Annotated in this window: 21 protein-coding genes; 7 read left to right on the top strand and 14 right to left on the bottom strand. The window is 54.9% G+C overall.

Annotated elements, in window-relative coordinates:
- Positions 1 to 15 precede the first annotated feature (15 nt).
- A complete protein-coding gene (locus DFR30_RS03630) occupies positions 16 to 420 on the bottom strand; it encodes a cupredoxin domain-containing protein (protein ID WP_165869079.1) in 405 nt (134 codons plus the stop codon).
- Positions 421 to 535: 115 nt separating this feature from the next.
- On the opposite strand from DFR30_RS03630, the gene DFR30_RS03625 reads away from it, so the two are divergent.
- Entirely contained in the window at positions 536 to 952 is a 417-nt protein-coding gene (locus tag DFR30_RS03625) for an SRPBCC family protein (RefSeq protein WP_165869078.1), read from the top strand.
- A 579-nt stretch (positions 953 to 1,531) separates the two neighbouring features.
- On the opposite strand, the gene DFR30_RS03620 is transcribed toward DFR30_RS03625, so the two are convergent.
- Entirely contained in the window at positions 1,532 to 2,083 is a 552-nt protein-coding gene (locus tag DFR30_RS03620; RefSeq protein WP_132971374.1) for a hypothetical protein, read from the bottom strand.
- Between the two features lie 356 nt (positions 2,084 to 2,439).
- Here DFR30_RS03620 and DFR30_RS03615 point away from each other — a divergent pair, with 356 nt between their 5' ends.
- Positions 2,440 to 3,942, top strand: a complete 1,503-nt coding sequence (locus tag DFR30_RS03615; protein WP_132971373.1) for a di-heme oxidoredictase family protein — start codon at positions 2,440 to 2,442, stop codon at positions 3,940 to 3,942.
- Positions 3,943 to 4,207: 265 nt separating this feature from the next.
- Positions 4,208 to 5,209 carry a carboxypeptidase-like regulatory domain-containing protein gene (locus DFR30_RS03610; protein ID WP_132971372.1) on the top strand — a complete coding sequence of 334 codons (1,002 nt, stop codon included), beginning with the start codon at positions 4,208 to 4,210 and terminating at the stop codon, positions 5,207 to 5,209.
- Positions 5,210 to 5,363: 154 nt separating this feature from the next.
- On the opposite strand, the gene msrA is transcribed toward DFR30_RS03610, so the two are convergent.
- The 5 genes from msrA to DFR30_RS03590 all read right to left on the bottom strand — a co-directional run bounded on the left by msrA (position 5,364) and on the right by DFR30_RS03590 (position 8,620).
- Complete coding sequence (gene msrA, locus DFR30_RS03605) at positions 5,364 to 5,855, bottom strand: peptide-methionine (S)-S-oxide reductase MsrA (RefSeq protein WP_207891797.1); 492 nt, start codon at positions 5,853 to 5,855, stop codon at positions 5,364 to 5,366.
- Positions 5,845 to 6,306, bottom strand: a complete 462-nt coding sequence (gene msrB, locus DFR30_RS03600) for a peptide-methionine (R)-S-oxide reductase MsrB (RefSeq protein ID WP_132971371.1) — start codon at positions 6,304 to 6,306, stop codon at positions 5,845 to 5,847. Before msrB ends, msrA begins: the two co-directional genes overlap by 11 nt.
- 11 nt (positions 6,307 to 6,317) lie before the next feature.
- On the bottom strand, positions 6,318 to 6,791 hold the full coding sequence (locus DFR30_RS14750) for a flagellin N-terminal helical domain-containing protein (RefSeq protein WP_424565398.1): 474 nt from the start codon (positions 6,789 to 6,791) through the stop codon (positions 6,318 to 6,320).
- Positions 6,709 to 6,990 carry a flagellin N-terminal helical domain-containing protein gene (locus DFR30_RS14745; RefSeq protein WP_424565397.1) on the bottom strand — a complete coding sequence of 94 codons (282 nt, stop codon included), beginning with the start codon at positions 6,988 to 6,990 and terminating at the stop codon, positions 6,709 to 6,711. The genes DFR30_RS14750 and DFR30_RS14745 overlap by 83 nt, the downstream gene beginning before the upstream one ends.
- A gap of 484 nt (positions 6,991 to 7,474) precedes the next feature.
- Entirely contained in the window at positions 7,475 to 8,620 is a 1,146-nt protein-coding gene (locus DFR30_RS03590) for a Fic family protein (protein WP_132971370.1), read from the bottom strand.
- Between the two features lie 385 nt (positions 8,621 to 9,005).
- Between DFR30_RS03590 and DFR30_RS03585 the strand changes: the two genes are divergently transcribed.
- Positions 9,006 to 9,206 (top strand): type II toxin-antitoxin system VapB family antitoxin, encoded by a 201-nt coding sequence (locus DFR30_RS03585; protein ID WP_132971369.1) that lies wholly within the window; start codon positions 9,006 to 9,008, stop codon positions 9,204 to 9,206.
- Entirely contained in the window at positions 9,203 to 9,565 is a 363-nt protein-coding gene (locus DFR30_RS03580; protein ID WP_132971368.1) for a type II toxin-antitoxin system VapC family toxin, read from the top strand. The genes DFR30_RS03585 and DFR30_RS03580 overlap by 4 nt, the downstream gene beginning before the upstream one ends.
- Before the next feature lie 131 nt (positions 9,566 to 9,696).
- Here DFR30_RS03580 and DFR30_RS03575 read toward each other — a convergent pair whose 3' ends face one another.
- From DFR30_RS03575 to guaB, 7 genes are all read right to left on the bottom strand, one after another.
- Positions 9,697 to 10,686: a phosphotransferase enzyme family protein gene (locus DFR30_RS03575; RefSeq protein WP_132971367.1), complete on the bottom strand. Its 990-nt coding sequence runs from the start codon at positions 10,684 to 10,686 to the stop codon at positions 9,697 to 9,699.
- Between the two features lie 30 nt (positions 10,687 to 10,716).
- Positions 10,717 to 11,550: a class I SAM-dependent methyltransferase gene (locus DFR30_RS03570; protein WP_132971366.1), complete on the bottom strand. Its 834-nt coding sequence runs from the start codon at positions 11,548 to 11,550 to the stop codon at positions 10,717 to 10,719.
- A gap of 27 nt (positions 11,551 to 11,577) precedes the next feature.
- Entirely contained in the window at positions 11,578 to 11,949 is a 372-nt protein-coding gene (locus DFR30_RS03565) for a transcriptional regulator (protein ID WP_207891796.1), read from the bottom strand.
- A complete protein-coding gene (locus tag DFR30_RS03560) occupies positions 11,946 to 12,977 on the bottom strand; it encodes a DUF1835 domain-containing protein (RefSeq protein WP_132971364.1) in 1,032 nt (343 codons plus the stop codon). Before DFR30_RS03560 ends, DFR30_RS03565 begins: the two co-directional genes overlap by 4 nt.
- The gene (locus DFR30_RS03555; RefSeq protein WP_132971363.1) at positions 12,974 to 14,017 is read right to left on the bottom strand and encodes a hypothetical protein; all 1,044 of its coding nucleotides are present in this window, start codon (positions 14,015 to 14,017) and stop codon (positions 12,974 to 12,976) included. The genes DFR30_RS03560 and DFR30_RS03555 overlap by 4 nt, the downstream gene beginning before the upstream one ends.
- Before the next feature lie 574 nt (positions 14,018 to 14,591).
- Positions 14,592 to 16,172 carry a glutamine-hydrolyzing GMP synthase gene (gene guaA, locus DFR30_RS03550; protein ID WP_132971362.1) on the bottom strand — a complete coding sequence of 527 codons (1,581 nt, stop codon included), beginning with the start codon at positions 16,170 to 16,172 and terminating at the stop codon, positions 14,592 to 14,594.
- A gap of 45 nt (positions 16,173 to 16,217) precedes the next feature.
- Positions 16,218 to 17,678: an IMP dehydrogenase gene (gene guaB, locus DFR30_RS03545; protein ID WP_132974364.1), complete on the bottom strand. Its 1,461-nt coding sequence runs from the start codon at positions 17,676 to 17,678 to the stop codon at positions 16,218 to 16,220.
- Positions 17,679 to 17,928: 250 nt separating this feature from the next.
- On the opposite strand from guaB, the gene xseA reads away from it, so the two are divergent.
- Both xseA and DFR30_RS03535 read left to right on the top strand, forming a co-directional pair.
- A complete protein-coding gene (gene xseA / locus DFR30_RS03540) occupies positions 17,929 to 19,272 on the top strand; it encodes an exodeoxyribonuclease VII large subunit (protein WP_132971361.1) in 1,344 nt (447 codons plus the stop codon).
- Positions 19,272 to 20,135, top strand: coding sequence for a M23 family metallopeptidase (locus tag DFR30_RS03535; protein ID WP_132974363.1), 864 nt, complete (start codon positions 19,272 to 19,274; stop codon positions 20,133 to 20,135). Before xseA ends, DFR30_RS03535 begins: the two co-directional genes overlap by 1 nt.
- Positions 20,136 to 20,152 lie beyond the last annotated feature (17 nt).

Raw genomic sequence — 20,152 nt, 5'->3', positions numbered from 1 at the left:
ATCCTTGTCTGGCCATTACCTGACAATCAGGGTTCCTTCCATGCCACGAGCGCGATGGCTCTTCATGAAGGGCAGTTTTTTGGCGCAGTAAAACGTGTAGGTCCCCGGTTTTTCAGGGGTAAATTCGACCATAGATGTCGAGCCGGCGCTCACATTGATGTCGATATCCAGTCCGGCTGCCGTATCCTGCAGAGTAAAGTTATGTGGGGTGATGCCATCCTTGTTAATCAAGGTCAGGATAACCGGCTGGCTGGACTGGACTTCAATGCTGTCCGGGTCGAAACGGTAGTCCCCGAGCGTCAGGGTAACTGCCTGAGATGTGCCTTCAGCATGTACCTGGAAAGCCAGGGCCGGAAAAAAGAAAATGCCGATTAGAACAAGTATCGGTACAGCGGACTTGCTGAAGACGTCTCTTCTCATGGCGGCCCTCCGGCAACGCATGGTGAAATAACGGCTTGTCGTCGTTACAACGTTTAAAGTATAGGCAATACTTCAGTCCATGCCTTGTATGAGTCCGACCCGGGGGAAAAGTTTCATGGCCTGTGTGAAACAGGCAGGCCGTTTCACCTGCCTCTTGAGCGGCTTGTTCCTGGCAGGCCCGGTAATGGGCGCGGGAGATAGTATCGATGCGGATGGCTGGAGGTTGGTTGAGACGGTTGCCGAAGGCCAGATTTATCACCGTGAAATCGAGGGCTCGTCCGTTCCCTGGGCAATGCTCGTGACGACCTTCGATACCCCGCCCGAACGTGTGCACGCTGTGGTAGTGGATTACGATCATTTTGCGGAATTTATCCCAAACGTTTTCAAAAGCCGGGTTATGGCACATGAGGGCAGGACACAGTGGGTCTATCATCACCTGCATTTCCCCAAACCAATTACCGATCGCATCTATCTCATCAAAAGTACTGATCGTAAATGCCAGGTACAGCAACCTTGCTACCGGGTCGAATGAGCGCTGGATGATTGCTCGTTTCAGGATATTGATTTCTCGGCAGGAATTCAGCCGAATGCGTTCTCGGGGTTCCGGGAAGTGCGATCCACTGACAATCCGAACACCTGCCGTGGTTGCGTAAGCACAGCATCTTGAATTAAACCGTTGGCGCCCGGCAGCCCGATCGAATTTCTGACTGCCGGTATCTCTGCGAATAGAGCGCCACTGAAAAAACACATTAGTAACGAGATTGAAATCGACCAAATAGTCGATAATCGAAAAGATCGCATGGTCGAAATACGGTGAGAAAAAATAACTATGGCAAGTCCTCCAACTTTTCTATCTCGGCCTTCCGGCTGGCCTTAAACGCAAGGAGTGTGGGAAGTATTAACACCCGTTACCTACCAACGTCCATCGCTATTGAAACACCATTTCGCCCTTTTTTCACCTCGGACACGCTGGAATCCTCCCCAGACCGCTGCGTACGACCCGGTGAATTTGCACAACTATACCGATCACCCGTTTGAGTCTCTGAGCCTGCGTCATCGCCATATTTTACTTGGGCTCTTTTATGATCAGGCTCCTTGACCTGCCCCGATTTTATTCCTGCTGCTTGAGGCTGTCGGCTGCCACCTGCAGACGCGATGCCTGTTCTGTCTGCCCGATTTTCTGCAGCTGTGCGATGTACCGCTGCAGGATATTGGCCAGCGAGGCCTGTTCCTTTTCGCTCAGCTGAGCGGACATCGGTAACGTTTGCTCGAGCAGCCGGGCACCTTCCGGCCATCGCCCCTGCCCCGCCAGAATCAGCACCCTTTCAAGTTGCCGGCCGGCGAATTGCAGGCTGCCCGAACCGGACAACGTCTGTTCCAGTGACAGTGACTGGTCAAGCAGCTCAGCCGCTTCTGCGTACTTTGCCTGCTGCCGCTTGATACCCGCCAGCCTGTACAACCTCTCTGACCTGACCTGCGGGGTAAGAATATCGTTTCCTGGTTCTCCCAGGGCACGTTGGCAGTGTTCTTCGGCAAGTTCCAGTGCGCCTATCCCCAATGCCTTTTCACAGACGCTGGCCTCTGCCTCCAGTTGGCTGGCCGCGTTATCGCAGGCACTGGCAAGGCCTGCCAGCGACATGATGATCAGGATTCTGGTTAACACGTAGCTCTACCACTGGATTGTGTCTAAAGCGCGTAGATTACCCTACCGAACTGCGGATGGCACGGCCTTGAGGGGAAAAAATCAAATAAATTCAATAAACTCGGCATACTCACAAAATCTTGATAATTGTTTCGTATACGTATCAAAAACTACAGACAGGGCTGGAAGAATTCTCTAGATTTGTTCTAAGAATCAATCTAACTAGCCGATTCCAGACCAGATTGAACGGGGAACGCGATTTACGGGTGGAAAACAGCAGCAGTGTCCTTGCCGCCCCGGGTACCCCCCGACAGCAGGTTGTCACGACAATTTAACAAGTCCGGTTTAAGGACTTCCATCGATCGGAGGAACACAAAATGACACGCACATCCACTTCTATCGCTGTATTGCTGGGACTTGCAGCGTCACCCTTTAGCGCATTTGCCGCTACCGAAAAACAGTGTCCACCCGGACTCGAGGCGGACTCGCCGACGGTCCCTTTATCCCTGGAACAGACGGACATCAACAGCGGCGCGCTCAGTTTCGACGAGATCAACGATCACGGCGAACTGTTGTTTGTCACCAAGTTCAACACCTGTGACGGCCGCGGCCGTCCCGAGACCACCGGCGGTGGTGCCAAACGTGCTATTCCGACATTTGACGATGAAGGTAGAGCCGTGGGCGCTAACATTGTTGCTAAAACCCGTTCTTCCGCGCCTGACTCTGATGCCTGTGCTGGCTGTCATGCTCAGCCGGAGCCAGGTGGTGCCGGTGACTTCGTAGCCAACGTGTTCGTGCTCGCACAGACACTGGATCCACTCACTCAGGATATCGATGCAACACACGCCAATGACCGAAATACGCTTGCCATGCACGGTTCCGGCCCGATCGAAATGCTGGCCCGTGAAATGACGGTGGAACTGCAAGCCGCGGCTGCCGGTCTGCCTGACGGCGTCCACACCATCAGCTCCAAGGGCGTTGATTTCCAGATCGAGATCTCCGGCGGTGCCGTGGTCGCCACCGATGGCGGTATTGACCACGATCTGATTATCAAGCCCTTCCACCAGGCCGGCAAGGTCATCTCGCTGCGTGAATTCTCCACCAACGCCATGAACCACCACCACGGCATGCAGGCCGAAGAGCGCTTCGATCTGAACCCGGCCAAGGGCTTCGATCCGGACTACGATAACGACGGTTACGAGCGCGAGCTGACCATCGGTGACCAGACTGCGATCTCGATCTGGCAGGCCCAACTGTCCACGCCGGTGCAGGTGAAGCCCAGGGGCAAGGCAGCACGTAAGCAGGTCAGGAAGGGTGAGAAAATCTTCGACGACGTCGGTTGCACATCCTGTCACGTACCGGAAATGGCATTGAGCAGTCGTGACTTTGTCGAACCCAACCCGTTCAACCCGCCGGGCACCTGTGCAGGCGCGGCTGACGGTTGCCCCGATTATTCCTTCGACATGACCAAAGACGGTGACAAGCCACGCCTGAAGAAGGGCCGCAACGGCACGGCCATTATCCGTGCCTATACCGACATGAAACGTCACAACCTGTGTGACGATCCAGGTCCGGGCGCCATCCGCTGGTTCTGCAACGAGGAACTCGCGCAAGGACGTCCGGATGACGCCTTCGAAGGCAAGCCGGGCACCGAGTACTTCCTGACCCGCAAGCTGTGGGACGTCGGTAATACCGATCCCTATGGTCACCGCGGTGACGTTACTACAATCACTGAGGCTATTCTGCTTCACGGTGGCGAAGGTCGTGCCTCGCGCGATGCCTTCGAGGCAAGCTCTGTTGACGATCAGAAAGCCGTTGTGGCATTCCTGAAGACCCTGCAGATCGTACCTCAGGGTGATGATGACGAAGACGACGACTAGCAATAAGCTTATAATAGTATGAGGATCCTGCAGGAGTGACCAGTTGGTCGCTCCTGCAGGTAATCATTGTTCAGAAAAAGGCTGAGAATCAACATAGTCGGGAGATACCACCCGCACCCGGCATAGTTGCTTGCCATGGTGTACCTGATAGACTACTTTCAGTCCTTGCCCGGCGGGAACTTCGTTGTGCTCAAGCGTGTGCTCGTGCACCGAGCCACCACCCTGATTCCCGAAAAAATACAAGAATGATGGGGGAGTTGGATTTATGCGTTTTAATCGAGGAAGGCGATCGTTCCTCCTGGGGACCGCGGCCACGTTTGTTGCCGATTTTGTGCTGCTGGTGCCTGGCTTGCTTTCAGGCAGATCCGTTCGCGCTGCCGGACAGCCCGTCAGCGCCGATTCAACCGTCATCACGGTTGATTCCACAGTTATCGATGTTTCTCAGGGTGCCGCGTCCGGGGCATTGGCACTGGTGACCGGGACCACGTTCAACACATCTGGTACACCGGAACAAGGGGTGCGGGTCAGGGCCCTGGATCCGGCTACACGTAACGAATTCGCCAGGGTGTTCAGTGACGCCAACGGCCAGTACAGCCTCAACCTGGATCCGGGAATTTATGAAATCCGGGCCAACAAATCCGGCTGGGGCGCGATCAGCATTGCAGTAACCGCTGGCGCAGGGGCGACGCACATCGTGGATTTCGGCAACGGTGCACCACCGCCCCCACCCCAGGAGGGAACGGGACTGGTGACCGGGACCACGTTCAATGCATCAGGCACACCGGAACAAGGGGTGCGGGTCAGGGCCCTGGATCCGGCTACACGTAACGAATTCGCCCGGGTGTTCAGTGACGCCAACGGCCAGTACAGCCTCGACCTGGATCCGGGAATTTATGAAATTCGGGCCAATAAATCCGGTTGGGGCGCTACCAGCCTCGGAGTAACTGTCGTCGCCGGAGCGACGCACACCGTGGATTTTGGCAGTGGTACAGCGCCGCCGCCCCCACCCCCGCAGGAAACGGCGCTGTTAACCGGAACCACATTCAACGCATCCGGGGCACTGGAAGAGGCAGTACGGGTCAGGGCCCTGGACCCGGCTACGCGAGACGAATTCGCCAGAGTATTCAGTGATGCCAACGGCCAGTACAGCCTCGACCTGGACCCGGGCACTTATACCATCCGGGCGAACAAACCCGGTTGGGGCGCTATCAGCATGGCAGTAACTGTCGTCGCCGGAGAGATACGGATACTTGATATCAGTCCGTAAGTTGTGCCGTACTGGCGACCCGAGCCATGGCATCCGCCCGCCGGGTTTGGCCGCGGGCACTACCGGCCAGGCTTCCATTCACGGGCCCGGTACACTCAATCGAGTGGCCAGTCCCACGATCAGGCTGGAATAGTCCTGTCGAACCCGACACGTATCAATCCAGCACCCAGTCCGGTCGCGGAAAATGGCAGGTGTAGCCATTGGGCACGCGCTGCAGGTAGTCCTGGTGTTCCGGCTCAGCCTCCCAGAAATCGCCCGCCGGGCTGACTTTGGTCACCACCGCTCCCGGCCAGCGGCCCGATGCATTCACATCCTCGATGGTTTTCAGGGCAGTCTGCCGTTGTTCCTCGCTGGTGTAGAAAATCTCCGAACGGTACGATGCCCCGCGGTCGTTGCCCTGGCGATCCGGCGTGGCGGGGTTGTGAATCTGGAAAAAGAACGCCAGCAGTTTGCGATAATGGGTGACTTCGTTGTCGAACGCGATCTCGATTGCCTCGGCATGGCTGCCGTGATTGCGGTAGGTCGCATGGGCTACATCGCCGCCGCTGTAACCGACGCGCGTGCGCACCACGCCCGGCTGTTTGCGGATCAAATCCTGCATTCCCCAGAAACAGCCGCCTGCCAGAAGTGCCTTTTCAATCGCCATGATTTTCTCCCGTGACCAGCGGAATATATTCCGCGTAGCCCTGCGTCGCCATTTCGTCCAGTGGCACAAAACGCAAGGATGCCGAATTGATACAATAGCGCAGCCCGCCGCGTTCCGAAGGCCCATCGGGAAAGACATGCCCCAGATGACTGTCGCCATGGGTCGAACGCACTTCGATACGAATCATGTTGTGACTTGAGTCGCGCACCTCGTTGATGAAATCATCCGACACCGGCTTGCTGAAGCTGGGCCAGCCACAACCCGCATCGAACTTGTCCGCCGAGGTAAACAGCGGTTCACCGGACACGACATCGACGTAAAGGCCCGGCGCTCCGTTGTGCAGATACTCGCCGCTGCCTGGCCGTTCGGTGGCGCTTTCCTGGGTCACACGAAACTGCTCGGCATTGAGTCTGGCAATGGCTTCCGGGTCTTTTTTATATCGTTGTGCCATGTCCTCACCTGCTAATGTTCGGATTGATGCAGAAACTCCAGAAAAGTACGCGCAATGATTGACTCATGAATGGGCGCATGGAACAAGAAAATAATGATCGCGCCAACATCCACTGTAATGAATATTTGACCACTACCACTACCTAAACCTGCTCCGCCTGGAGGCGGGGAGGATGGGGTAGTGGTGGCCGCCGTCAAATCGGTCATCGCTATTTCTATTTGATTATTGTCCGTACCATCCATCCCTACCTGAAATTTCAGCGTGCTGCCGCTGGACAGCAGGCGCGTACCATTGAACTCAGTGTTCTGCACGATGCGGGAGATTTCCTGAGTAAGCTGGTTGACCTCAGACTGGAGGCCGCTGCGATCCTCCACCGTGTCGTTGGCGGCCTGTACGGCAATTTCACGTATCCGCTGCAGGCTGTCGCTTATCTGTGCCAGGGAATCCTTCTGCCGTTTGCGCAAGGGAAATACCATCGCTGGCATTGCGGATTGCCTGGTTCATGCCGCGGATATCGGCGGTCATGCGTTCAACGCTGAACAAACCAGCCGCATCGTCCCTGGCGCTGTTGATTCGCAGGCCCGAAGACAGCCTCTGGAGAGAGACTTTGACTGACTGTTGAGCACTGGATAAATCGCGTTGCGCAGACAACGAGGCACCATTGGTATTGATAACCAAGGCCATGCTTGTTCTCCGATTCTTGTTTTAATTTAAATTCGCAACACCTGAGTTGCTGCATTTTTATACGCATAGTGGATGTGCCATCGCAGGATGGTACTCACCACTTCAGGGACATCTAACGGCTTGATTGGTGGCAGCTTTAGGGTGTTTGCGAAAACATGCTGAAGTGCGTCGAATATGGAGCCAATTTAGGTGGATATTTTCATCTTGCAGTGGCCCAGATGAGATATGGCCGTATCATGTGCCTGTTGAATACGTTAGTGCTGCAGCTACGGATCAATACTCAGTACCGTTCCTGGCTCAGTTTTCAGTGCAACTCAACATAAATCATTTGTGTAGACGGCCTACCCCCACTCTATTATCAATAAGCCTTTTTTAACTTTTATTTTCAATGATTTATTTTCCTGCTAAATGATAATGCCATGAAAAATACCATCCTCAGAAAATCCTTCTAATTGACACAAAAATCGCTGAATCACACAGAGAATCATTTCCCCTCCGAGCTAAATCCATCCGGCCCGACAACGGTCAACGCGTAACGTGTTGTTCTGCCACCACCCGGTAACGGCATGATAATCCCCTTGACAACCAGATCAGAAAGATCACGGCTGGCCGTTCGGTTGGGGCATTTGGTGATTGCTTCATATTTTTTTGTCGTTATTCCGCCTTCAAAACCCTTACGGCCTTCAGCGAACACCCGCGACACCATCCTGGCCTGCCGGTCATTCAACTGATTACCATAGACTTCATAAAAACGTGTCTTGGTCAGTACAAAGTTTACTTCTTCCCTGGCAATGTCCTGTGCCTTGATTATTGTGTCTGCGAAATAATCCAGCCAAACGTTAACATCCAGGCTTCCACGGCTCACTTTCTCAAGTTGCAAGTAATAGGTTTTTTTGTCTGCCTCTATCGCCGTAGCAAGACAGGCCGTGGTCGGATAGCCAAGAGATTGCGAAAGCGCATGGTCAGCAATCGCCCTGCCGACTCGACCATTACCATCATCGAAGGGGTGAATCACTTCAAACCAAAGGTGTGCAATTCCTGATCTGGCAATCCCAGACATCTCCTTATCCCTATTCGAAGGGCAAGTCTGACTGTACCAGTCGAGGAATCTCGCCATTTCATCAGGCACCCGAGTCGCTGGCGGGGCCTCATAGTAAACCTTTTCCCGTCCGTACGGACCACTCACAATTTGCATTGGAGAAGGATCGTTGCGGTATGCGCCTCTTAAAACAGGCGTGTATCGCTGTTCCGGGACAGCCATGGATTGCCACTTCCCCAGCAGGTCATGCGTCAGGGGTGTCTGCCAGTTCTTGCGTACATCCACCAGCAACGAAGCAGCCCCCGCTGCTTTCTGGTCTGAGTTGTCCGGTAGCGTATCCGATGTAATCAGAGAAAGTAGTGACGACCTGACCGATTCTCTGTCCAGATCCTCGCCCTCAATGGCGCTGGTTTTGATGGCCTCGGAAAGCATCAAGTCAATCGCGGCATCCTCTTGAGATGCCATCGGTAGTGCATCAAAGCTGCCAGCCAGGCGCTCTGAATTTATGCGAAATGCAAGCTCCCGATCTTCGAGTGCTCTCTTGTCATAGCGAAAATCTGGCCAGCCTGGTTGTTGCCATATCCATCTCATGGCGTGATTCTAGCACTTATTCACGCCACATTATAGATATATTTGGCGTGTTTATAGCCCTAAATCACGCCACACTCGTTCGAAAAGCGCATCAAGGTGCAGACCGCTAATACCATGATTACGCCGATGTGCCATGCATGGTATTACTGCCTTCTACGTTACAGCGCGTGGAAAATACCATGAAAAATACCATGTTCGGGAAATGCTACTAATTAACACTAAACATTAAAGCCCTATAGGCCACAAGTCCGCAAGTTCTGTTATCAGTTTTTGTTGATGGCCGTGACCTGGGCGCGAGTCAACCAAATCACCTTGCATAACTTATGCATCTTATATATCATCAATTGATGCTATTATTGATGCTTGGCAGTCAGGAGGGTCACCCATGAGAACCACATTGAATATAGATGACCAATTACTGGAAGAGGCTCAGCGGATTACCGGGGTGAGCGAGAAAGTTGCACTGGTCCGTGAAGGTTTGCGCGCCTTGATTGAACGGGAAAGCGCTCGCCGATTAGCTCGACTGGGAGGAAGTGAGCCCCAACTGAAACCGGTACCTCGTCGCCAATCCGATACCGCAAAGTGATCCTGGTCGATACGTCCATCTGGATTGACCATCTGCGCGCCGGGAATAACCACCTTATCGAATTGCTTAATAGTAACCAGGTACTGCTGCACCCTTTTGTCATTGGTGAACTGGCATGCGGGAATTTGCGCAACCGCGAAGAGATTCTCAGACTGCTGAATGACCTTCCGCAATCGCCTGTCGCCTCTCCGGAAGAGGCATTGCACTTCATAGAACAAAATCAGCTGATGGGAAAGGCTATCGGCTACATTGATGTCCATCTACTGGCTGCAACCGCATTAGCGGAAAATACCCGGCTTTGGACAAGCGATAAGCGACTGAAAAAAGTTACGGTCGGGATGAAACTGGCGTTTGATTAAATACGCGCCAGTGCGCGTATAGAATACCATGTTCAGTAAACCCTTTAATAAATACCAAGCGCGCGCAATTCAGCTATTTGTGGAAGCGCTTATTACGAAGACTGATTTGATTGAAGGTAGGAACCCGTCTTTCAGAAAAGTTCCAAATCCTGAGCAATCTTTCGCAAGCGACTGAAGGCCGCTTCGTAGTACTCGTCATTGAGCCAGCCATCGCCGTGCCGATCCCCTACCCTGGTGCGAAAATCAAGCAGCCAAAGTATTTTGAGCGCCACGAATAGCGTGACATTTCTTGCCGCCTCGTCAGGCAGATACCTGTGCTTGCGGTAACCACGCAGTAAGGCTTTCCAGGCACTATCTTGTTGTTCTGTATCCTGTAATCGTGTACGAATCAAAAACAGCGCAACACCCAGATCATACAGGCGCCAGCCGATGCCGCTATCGGCAAAATCAAACACGGTTATCTCTTGATTGTCTGAGAATACGGCATTATCCATATGCAGATCGCCATGAATGATACCCGTATCTGCCGACTGTCCAGTAAGCTGGGATAGCTTTGTAGTCAGTTGCCCGGCAAGTGTCTGTAGAAAATCGCGGTCTTGTTCTCTATCCAGGAGTCTTGGCAGTACTGATTGTACATTCCGATTGACCATACGTTGGATATCCATATCGCCGCGTACACCGGGCATATTAAGGTCATCGGCCGCACTATGAAATCTGCCGACCCAAGCACCTAACGCTTCCATCTGCGATTCAAATTTGGCATCAATCTGCTTGCCCTGGCCACCACTGAACAATACCGCATAGCGAAGCCCTTCAGGTGCCTGGATATGGTGTATGGTTTCGCCCGCTCGATCAGCGACCGGACACCCGACCGAGACATTTTGCTCTCTCAATGCCTGCAGCAAACGGACTTCACGCTGTATGGCCGCATACTCGGAGTAACACAGCGAATAGATGCGAAGAAAATACAAACTGTCCGCAGCATTGACCCGGTAGGTATCGTTGACACCGTATTTGTGTAACCGGCAACTGACCGGGGAATCCAGCCTGTAGCGCGACAGTATCTGTTCCTGCAATGCCTGCGCTGACAGAATTGAGGCCTGCACCTTAAAGGTGTTCATGTATCAGATCACCGTCCAAGATGGATTCCGTCAGCTCTGGGGCTTTTTCGCATAAACATAGTACTGCGTCGTGTCATTCCAAACCCCTTCTTCAGTATTGCGATGCTCCATTTCCCGAATATAAACATGCCGGGCCCGCTCCAAAACGTCCGGCGGCGTCACGGCCACCGGATGCGGGTACTGCCCGATGGGATAATCCGTCTCATTGATCCAGGCATCGATCGCCTCTTGCAGGCTGAGGTAGTGACCGGATTCGATAATTTTTATATCAATGTCTTCGTAGCCGACCCGGTTCAACAACCCGGTGATAATTTCGACACTGCCATACGGCGAGTGCGCCAGATACTCCACACCCTGGGTCTTGAGCGCCTGGCGGGCCACATAACCCCACACATAACTGGTCTCCGGCCATGCATGGAATCCGATCCGGCCGCCAGGTTTCAGCAATTCGCACCAGTGATTCAGCGTCTGCTGTTTGTCCGTCATCCAGAAAAACGCCGAGGCGCAATAGATGCGGTCGAAATACGCTTGTGTGTGTTGCAGCCGCTCTCCATCTGCCTGAACAAAGCGGACATGGGAAAGGCCCGAATCCTGCAACAGGGCCGTGGCTTTGTTGATCATACCGCTCGAAATATCAACGCCCAGGACTTCGCCTGTTTCACCCACATACTCGGCGGCATGAAAGGCCGCAGCACCGGTACCGGTGCCGACATCCAATACGCGGCCGGCTGCCGGTGGCGGGTAATAGTCGACCAGTTGCTGCGCCTGCTCGCGATGCGGCAGACTATCGTTGTAGTTTTCGCTACGATGATCGTAGGAATCGGTAATCAATTTGTGATAAGCATGAATATCAGACACGGACATGGTTGGCCCTCCGCAGGATCAATGAGTTCATTCGTGCAACAAACGCAGAGAGCCGGTTATGCCATCGGAGGGATCCTGCTCAGTACCGGGTTCCAGATTCAATAATGCATTCAATTGCTGAACATACGACTCAAAAGCGCGCTTGCCGGCGGCGCTCAGCCGGTACTGCGTCTGCGCTCTACCTTTTCCCTGATGCTTACGCGCCAGCAGATACCCGCCGGCCAGCAGTTTTTTTACATGCGCATCCAGATTACCGTCGGTGATGTCGAGCACATTCTTCAACTCAGTAAACGTCGCCTCGCCTCGGGTTGCCAGAAAAGCGGCCAACCGGGTGCGAACCGGTTGATGCAACAGAGTGTCAATGCCTTTCGATGCTGATCGCGTGCGTTCGTCTGTCATGATCCTTTCTCGACGATTGACCTGCGATCACTATCCCAGCACCAGATCGATTTATCCGGATGCAGGTGTACTCCGCCCTTCCAGCGATCCGGGGGATTAAGTTCAATCCAGTTGGCCTCGCTGTTCAGTACTGACCGACCAAACGGTGTTAGCTCAAGCTGCTGTTCACGGAAGGTATCATCCGCTGGCACATCAGGGGGTCGAACAAACGGGCTACCGGACGAAGTTCTCAGCAAGGCATTCTCTACGTTGGTTAGCCCCTCGATAAGGTTCCAGAAGCCCCAGTCACCCAGATACGGTGCAGCCTCCAACTGCTGATGGGCTGCAAACAACCTGCCTGGTCGGACAATACCGAAATCGACCAGTTCCAGAATCTGCCGTTCATGACGTGACAGGCCATTACGGCTGTCGGGAAACTCTTCCAGATGGCGTTCAAGCGCGGCTTTGAGAAACGGCAATACGGACAGGTCCGAGTGCATGAAGGTCTGCAACGGTAAGGGTGTTTCCGAGGTAAACGCCCGCCAACCCTGCTGCCCGAGTGTCAGTTGTTCTTCTGTGACAGGTTGTTCCGACCCAGCCAGCGTTGCCATCTGCTCGGCATTGAGCTGGCCGAGACCATAAAACGGTTCAATGCCCGGGAAACGGTCGATACAGATCAAACCGAGTTCTGTCTCACCCCAGTCAGCTTCGGCAAATCGATCCAGCAATTGCAATAACTGAAGCTGATCGTACAGGTCATGCTCCAGCCAGATCGTCACACGCCTGAAGCGCCGAAAGTCCCGCACCCGATCATCGCGTTCCCGGAACCCCTGCAGAATCACCTCATAGTTGCCAACGGGAGGCTGGGCCAGAAACCGTGCGCGCACCGCTGCCAGTTCGTCCGGGGTGAGCTCGCCCGGCACCGGTCCATCGTGCAGGATATCGCGCCACGGCAGGACAGGTTCGTGAATGCCGGCTGCGCGCATGATTGCGGCAGCACTGTCCCCGTTGGTGATACTGAGCGTGGTTTTTTCCATGGGTGCGCTCATGACTGAATCTGCGACAGCTTGATTTTAAGGTCAACGATGAGCTGGCCGTCTGCGATCTCGGGTTGAAGCGCATTCACCCTGATACGTGAATGCTGTCTCCTTAGCCGACATTCATCTTCGCCGATTCGATAACGACCATCCGGTAGCCCATCGACAAAAACGACATCCAGATCCTTGCTCAGCTGCAGCAGGGGCGCACTATCGGTAACCGATTCAACCGGATCGCCTGATATTGACCAACGTATCGGAACTGATGTTCCCACTGGTAGATGAACAATCCACTCTCCGGTTCGATCCATATTCTGGTCGGTGTATTCGGCAAGTGAGATCGGTTGTCCGGCGGGCGTCTCGACGCGGTCAAACCAATGGATGGCCATAGCCGCAGGCACCAGCACGGCTGCCACCCAGACAAGACTCAAAATCACCTGCATGGCAAATTGGCGCACCAGCACCGGTTTGTCGATAACCAGCGCAAATAAAGGCAGACCCATACCAAACACACTGGCCGCGACCCATTCCTGCTCGATACGTGGCAAACCAACAGCCAGTAACGCCAGTCCAGCGACAATCAGCAAGCCCCCCGCCCAATCCATCGGTTGCGCGGAAAACAGGCCATTGATGAACACCGCAATACCGGCCAGCACGATGGCAATACCCAGAAACACATAATCACCGCCGAAATAGTTGGCGCCGGCATTGACCACAACGATCAGGGCAATCAGTAACCACCAGATTTTGGTGACCTGCCGTTGGACAAACGTGATACTTTCATTTCGCTGACGGCGTTTTTCGCGGGTCAGGTGATAATCCAACAGCCCCACCGCAAAGAGTACGCTTCCGACAAACAGATTCTGGGCGGCAACCCGCATCCAGTGCACGTTCAACCAGGACGCATTAAACAGGTCGTTGGTAAAAATCACCAGCAATGCGGCGGTCAGTCCCCACAGTATCAGGCTGTGCCGCTCTACACGAACACCCTCGTGCCCGGTTTTCATCATGGCGTGGATCTGGTTGAGTGTCTGCTGTGAGGGTGATGACATGATTAAACCCATTTACTCTGTTTTTCAGAGTACCTTCCACTCCGAAAAACAGAGTGTCAAGTGCAATGGAATCTGCTGAAGTGGAATCGGGGTGAAAACCCAGGGAGTGAATCAAGAAAATCGCCTGCTTAACATGCACATTCGCGCACCATTTATAAACTTGCCGGCTTCTGCGAATGGGACTTCGAAGCGCTCGTCTTTACCAGCCGAAATTCAAGCTCATGCTATTTGAGCTCGCTTGTCATAGCGGAATTCCGGCCAGTCAGGTCGTTATCCTATCCAGTTCATGCGGCACATCCATATGCGACGACCTGACGTGTGGCCTTCGGCCGTGGTAGACCTTGTCACTTTGTCATGGCGTGATTATAACCCACAAAAACCACACCCTAGATCAAGAGCGGGTATCAGAACTGTGCTGACTAATACCATGACTGCATCAAATCGCCTCTCATGGTATCGATGCTTTCTCCCTTACTACACGCAAAAATACCATGAAAAATACCATTGATGATGCGAATATATTGTCGATAGAGAGTATTTTTATTATTCTAAATCAATAAGTTATTAATTCTACCTACTCCCACTCAATCGTCGCCGGCGGCTTACCGGAGATATCGTAGGTCACGCGAGAAATACCCTGTATTTCATTGATGATGCGCCGTGAAACGTGATCAAGAAATTCATACGGCAGATGTGCCCAACGTGCGGTCATGAAGTCGATCGTTTCCACGGCGCGTAACGCCACCACGTAATCATAGCGGCGACCGTCGCCGGTCACGCCAACCGACTTGACCGGCAGGAATACGGCAAACGCCTGACTGGTCTTGTCATAGAGATCCTGCTTGCGCAGTTCCTCGATGAAGATGTGATCGGCAAGCCGCAGGATGTCGGCGTATTCCTTTTTGACTTCGCCAAGGATACGCACGCCCAGACCCGGACCCGGGAAGGGGTGGCGATACACCATGTCGTAGGGCAGGCCCAGTTCCACCCCCAGCTTGCGCACTTCGTCCTTGAACAGTTCGCGTAGCGGTTCCAGCAGCTTGAGTTTCATGTGCTCGGGCAAGCCACCGACATTATGGTGTGACTTGATCAGGTGCGCCTTGCCGGTTTTCGCACCGGCCGATTCGATGACGTCCGGGTAGATGGTGCCCTGCGCCAGCCACTGCGCGTTCTTCAGCTTGTTGGCTTCTTCCTCGAAGACTTCAACAAACAGGTTACCGATGATCTTGCGTTTCTTCTCCGGGTCGGACTCACTGCCCAGCGCATCAAGAAAACGTTTTTCGGCATCGATACGGATCACCCGCACCCCCATGTGTTCGGCAAAGGTGGCCATCACCTGGTCACCTTCCTGGTGGCGCAACAGACCGGTATCGACAAACACACAGGTCAGCTGCTCACCAATCGCCTTGTGCAGCAGTGCCGCGACAACAGAAGAATCCACGCCACCGGACAGGCCCAGCAGGACTTCTGCATCACCCACCTGTTCACGCACCGCCTTGATGCTTTCCTCGACGATGTTGTCCGGCGTCCATAACACCTCACAACCACAGATATCGACAATGAATCGCCGCAGGATTCGCTCACCCTGACGCGTGTGTGTGACTTCCGGGTGGAACTGAAGACCGTAGTAACCGCGTTCGTCATCCGCCATGCCGGCAATCGGCGCAGCATCTGTGCTCGCCATGAGTTTGAAGCCCGGCGGCAGCTCGACCACCCGGTCGCCGTGACTCATCCACACATCCAGCAAACCATAGCCTTCGTCACTGGTGTGGTCTTCGATGTCTTTCAGCAGCCGGGTATGTCCGCGCGCGCGTACCTGGGCGTAGCCGTACTCGTGGTGGTCGGCATTTTCAACCTTGCCGCCCAGTTGCGCTGCCATGGTCTGCATGCCATAGCAAATACCCAGTACCGGCACACCCAGTTCGAACACCAGCGCCGGCGCAGTGGGCGCCTCACCTTCTGTCACGGTCTCGGGGCCGCCGGACAGGATAATGCCGTGCGGGTGGAAGATGCGTATTTCCTCGTCTTCCATATCCCAGGGATGTATTTCACAGTACACGCCGATTTCACGCACACGGCGCGCAATCAGCTGGGTGTACTGGGAACCGAAATCGAGAATCAGGATGCGGTGGGAATGGATATCGTGATCAGACACAGTATGGTTCCGTAATGGGTTGTGGCGCGTGGCCACGAAAACCGCTCAGGAGCGATAGTTGGGTGCTTCCTTGGTGATCTGTACATCGTGCACATGGCTCTCGGCCATGCCCGCGCCGGTGACACGTACAAATTCGGGTTTGGTGCGCATTTCTTCGATAGAGGCACAACCCGTGTAACCCATGCTGGAGCGCAGACCACCCATTAGCTGGTGGATAACCGGCTGCAATGGACCTTTGTAGGGCACACGACCCTCGATACCTTCCGGCACCAGCTTGTCGGTCTCGCTACCTTCCTGGAAGTAACGATCACTGGAGCCGGTCTGCGATGACATGGCGCCCAGTGACCCCATACCACGGTAGGACTTGTAGGAACGGCCCTGGTACAGCTCGACCTCACCTGGCGCTTCCTCGGTACCGGCAAACATACTGCCGACCATGATTGACCAGGCACCGGCCACGATAGCCTTGGCCATGTCACCCGAGTAACGTATACCGCCATCGGCGATCAACGGGATACCGGTGCCTTTCAGTTCGTGCGCAACATTGGCGGCAGCCGTTACCTGCGGCACACCCACGCCGGCGACAATACGCGTGGTGCAGATCGAGCCCGGACCGATACCGACCTTGACTGCATCCGCGCCTGCATCAACCAGCGCGCGTGCCGCAGCTGCCGTCGCGATATTACCGCCAATAACCTGCAAATCCGGGTAGTGCTTTTTAACCCAGCTGACCCGGTCGAGTACACCCTGCGAGTGGCCGTGCGCGGTATCCACCACCACCACATCGACACCGGCATTAACCAGCGCGTCAATACGCTCATCGGTTCCGGCTCCAACGCCCACCGCCGCGCCGACACGCAGACGAGCCTGGTCGTCCTTGCAGGCATCGGGCTTGTCGCTGGCTTTCTGTATGTCTTTTACCGTTATCAGGCCACGCAGGCGAAAAGCGTCATCCACCACCAGCACCTTCTCGATACGATGCTGGTGCAGCAGTCGAATGACTTCATCTCGTTCAGCACCTTCACGAACCGTCACCAGCTTGTCGCCACCGGTCATGACAGAGGCCACCGGGGCGTCGAAACGTGTCTCGAAGCGGGTGTCACGGTTGGTGATAATCCCCACCAGCTTGTCACCCTCAACTACCGGCACGCCGGAAATGCCATGCTGCCGGGTCAATTCCAGCACTTCACGAATACTGGTATCGGGTGCAACAGTGATAGGATCCTTGATGACCCCGCTTTCGTATTTCTTGACCCGCCGCACCTGATCGGCCTGCTGTTCGATGGTCATGTTCTTGTGCACGATGCCAATGCCACCTTCCTGCGCCATGGCGATCGCCAGCCGCGCTTCGGTGACGGTATCCATCGCCGCCGAGATCAGCGGCAGATTCAGTTCGATATCACGCGTCAGGCGCGTTTTAAGGCTGACATCGCGGGGCATTACCGAAGAATGTGCAGGTAACAGCAGGACATCATCAAAAGTCAGGGCGTGTTCGGTAATACGCAGCATGCAGGCACCAGGGTCAGGTCGGAAATGAAGCCGCTAATTATAGGTTCCGGCGGCCTCCGGGTAAACCGGATAAATCCTTGTCTGTCACAGGAAAATACCCGATTAGCCCGTCCATCGAACCAGCACCCCTGCCGCAGAGCACTGATCGGCCGCCTTGCACATGCCCGCATCCAGAGCCTGGCGGATATTCCCGGGCCGGAGTAACCCTCAAACCCCACCCCTGCCCCCTTTAAGCTAAAATGCCCCAATGACACAGCCCACCCGTAACATCCTGACGGTCTCTCGCCTCAACCAGGAGGCACGCGAACTGCTCGAAACCGGCCTTGGGCGCCTGTGGGTAGAAGGCGAAATCTCCAACCTCGCCCGTCCCGCTTCCGGACACCTGTATTTCACTCTCAAGGACGCCAGGGCCCAGGTCAGCTGTGCGCTGTTCCGGAATCGTGCCGTGCGGCTGCGCTTTAGCCCGGAGAATGGCGCCCAGGTATTGATCCGTGGCCAGGTCAGCCTCTACGAGGCACGTGGCAACTACCAGCTGATTGTCGACCAGATGGAGGAAGCGGGGGATGGTGCCCTGCGCCGGGCCTTCGAGGAGCTGAAAACCCGGCTATTCAACGAGGGCCTGTTCGACGAGGCCGGTAAGCAACCGCTACCCGATCTGCCTCGCTGTATTGGCGTCATCACTTCGCCGAGCGGGGCCGCCATACGTGATGTACTGACGGTACTGAAACGTCGCTTTCCCGGTATCCCGGTGATTATTTACCCTACCCGGGTGCAGGGCGAAGGCGCGGCAGAAGAAATTGTCGCCGCATTACGCACCGCCAACAAACGCGCGGACTGTGATGTTCTGCTGCTCACCCGGGGCGGCGGCTCACTGGAAGACCTGTGGCCGTTCAATGAAGAGAAAGTCGCCCGCGCCGTTGCCGCCAGCTCATTGCCGCTGGTTTCTGCCGTCGGCCATGAAGTCGACGTCGTGATCACAGATTTTGTCGCCGACGCACGCGCCGCCACGCCCTCTGCCGCTGCCGAGCTGCTCAGCCCGGACAGGGATGAAGTCATCACGCGAGTGAAGCAACTCGCCATCCGCCTCAAGCAACAGGTCACAAGGCGGTTGCAGCGGCAGCACGAGCAATTTGACTGGTTAGTGCGCCGCCTTCAACAACGCCACCCGGGGCACTACCTCGACCAGCAGATACAGCGGCTGGATGAACTTGAACAGCGGCTCAATCGCGCCATGCAGCAACAGATCACCCAGCGGCAGGCCCGGCTGCAAACAGCGTCCGCGAAACTCCGGCAACATCACCCCGGCCGTCTTCTGGAGAGTCTGGAAGCTCGCAACCGGGATTTGGCACAGCGCCTGCGATACTGTATAAATATACAGTTATCGAAATACCGGGGGGAACTGGCCACCCTGTCCCGCACACTGGAAACGGTCAGCCCGCTGGCTACCCTGCAGCGCGGATATTCGATTACACTCGCCGCCAGTAATGGCAGTATTATTACAGATAGTGGCCAGACCAGGCCGGGAGATACGCTGGAGACCCGACTGGCAAAAGGTCGTATTTTCAGCACAGTAACCGATACGGAATCATGATGAGAACCGGACCAACAAAAACCCTGCGCTACCTGCTGGCCACCTGCCTGCTGTATCTGTCGCCTGCCTTTGCGCTACAACTTCCGGAAAACCACCCGGTTCCCGGTGGTATCGCTGTCATTGCACTGAACGGTTACGAGGGAATTACAAAAGCCACCTATAACAACAAACCGGTGATGCTGGTAAAAGATAACGGGGGCAAACCTGCCGCCCTGGTCGGGTTGCCACTGGCCACAAAACCCGGCGAACATAAACTCGTGATTCAGGAACAGACCGGCAAAACAGAGGAAATCACTTTCAGGGTAACGAAACGGGATTATGAACGGCAGTACATCACGCTCAAAAACAAGCATATGGTCAATCCGGAAAAGCGTGACATGACACGTATTGGCAAGGAACAGCGACGTATCCGCAAAGCGCTGGCGAGCTGGTCTCCGCAAGTGCCCGAAACGCTGCAACTGACGCTACCGGTTAATGGCCCGGTAAGCAGCACCTTCGGCCTGCGGCGCTTTTTCAACAACCAGCCGCGTAAACCACACAGCGGACTTGATCTTGCCGCCCCGGAAGGGGCACCCGTCAAGGCCTCTGCCAGTGGTCGCATCGTTGATACCGGTGAGTTCTTTTTCAACGGCAACACTGTATTTATCGATCACGGACAGGGGCTTGTCACCATGTACTGCCACCTGTCCCGTATCGATGTAAAACCCGGCCAGCCGGTACACGGTGGCGACATTATCGGCGCAGTGGGTAAAACCGGGCGCGTCACCGGGGCACACCTCCACTGGAGCGTCAGTCTCAACGATGCCCGTATCGACCCGGAATACCTGCTCCGGGAACCCTTGCCCGGGCAAGCGGCTCACTAACGCAGAAAGCCGCACCA

It is taken from the genome of Thiogranum longum (genome assembly GCF_004339085.1).
Taxonomy (GTDB): Bacteria; Pseudomonadota; Gammaproteobacteria; order DSM-19610; family DSM-19610; genus Thiogranum; species Thiogranum longum.
This window is presented reverse-complemented; position numbering and strand designations above follow the sequence as displayed.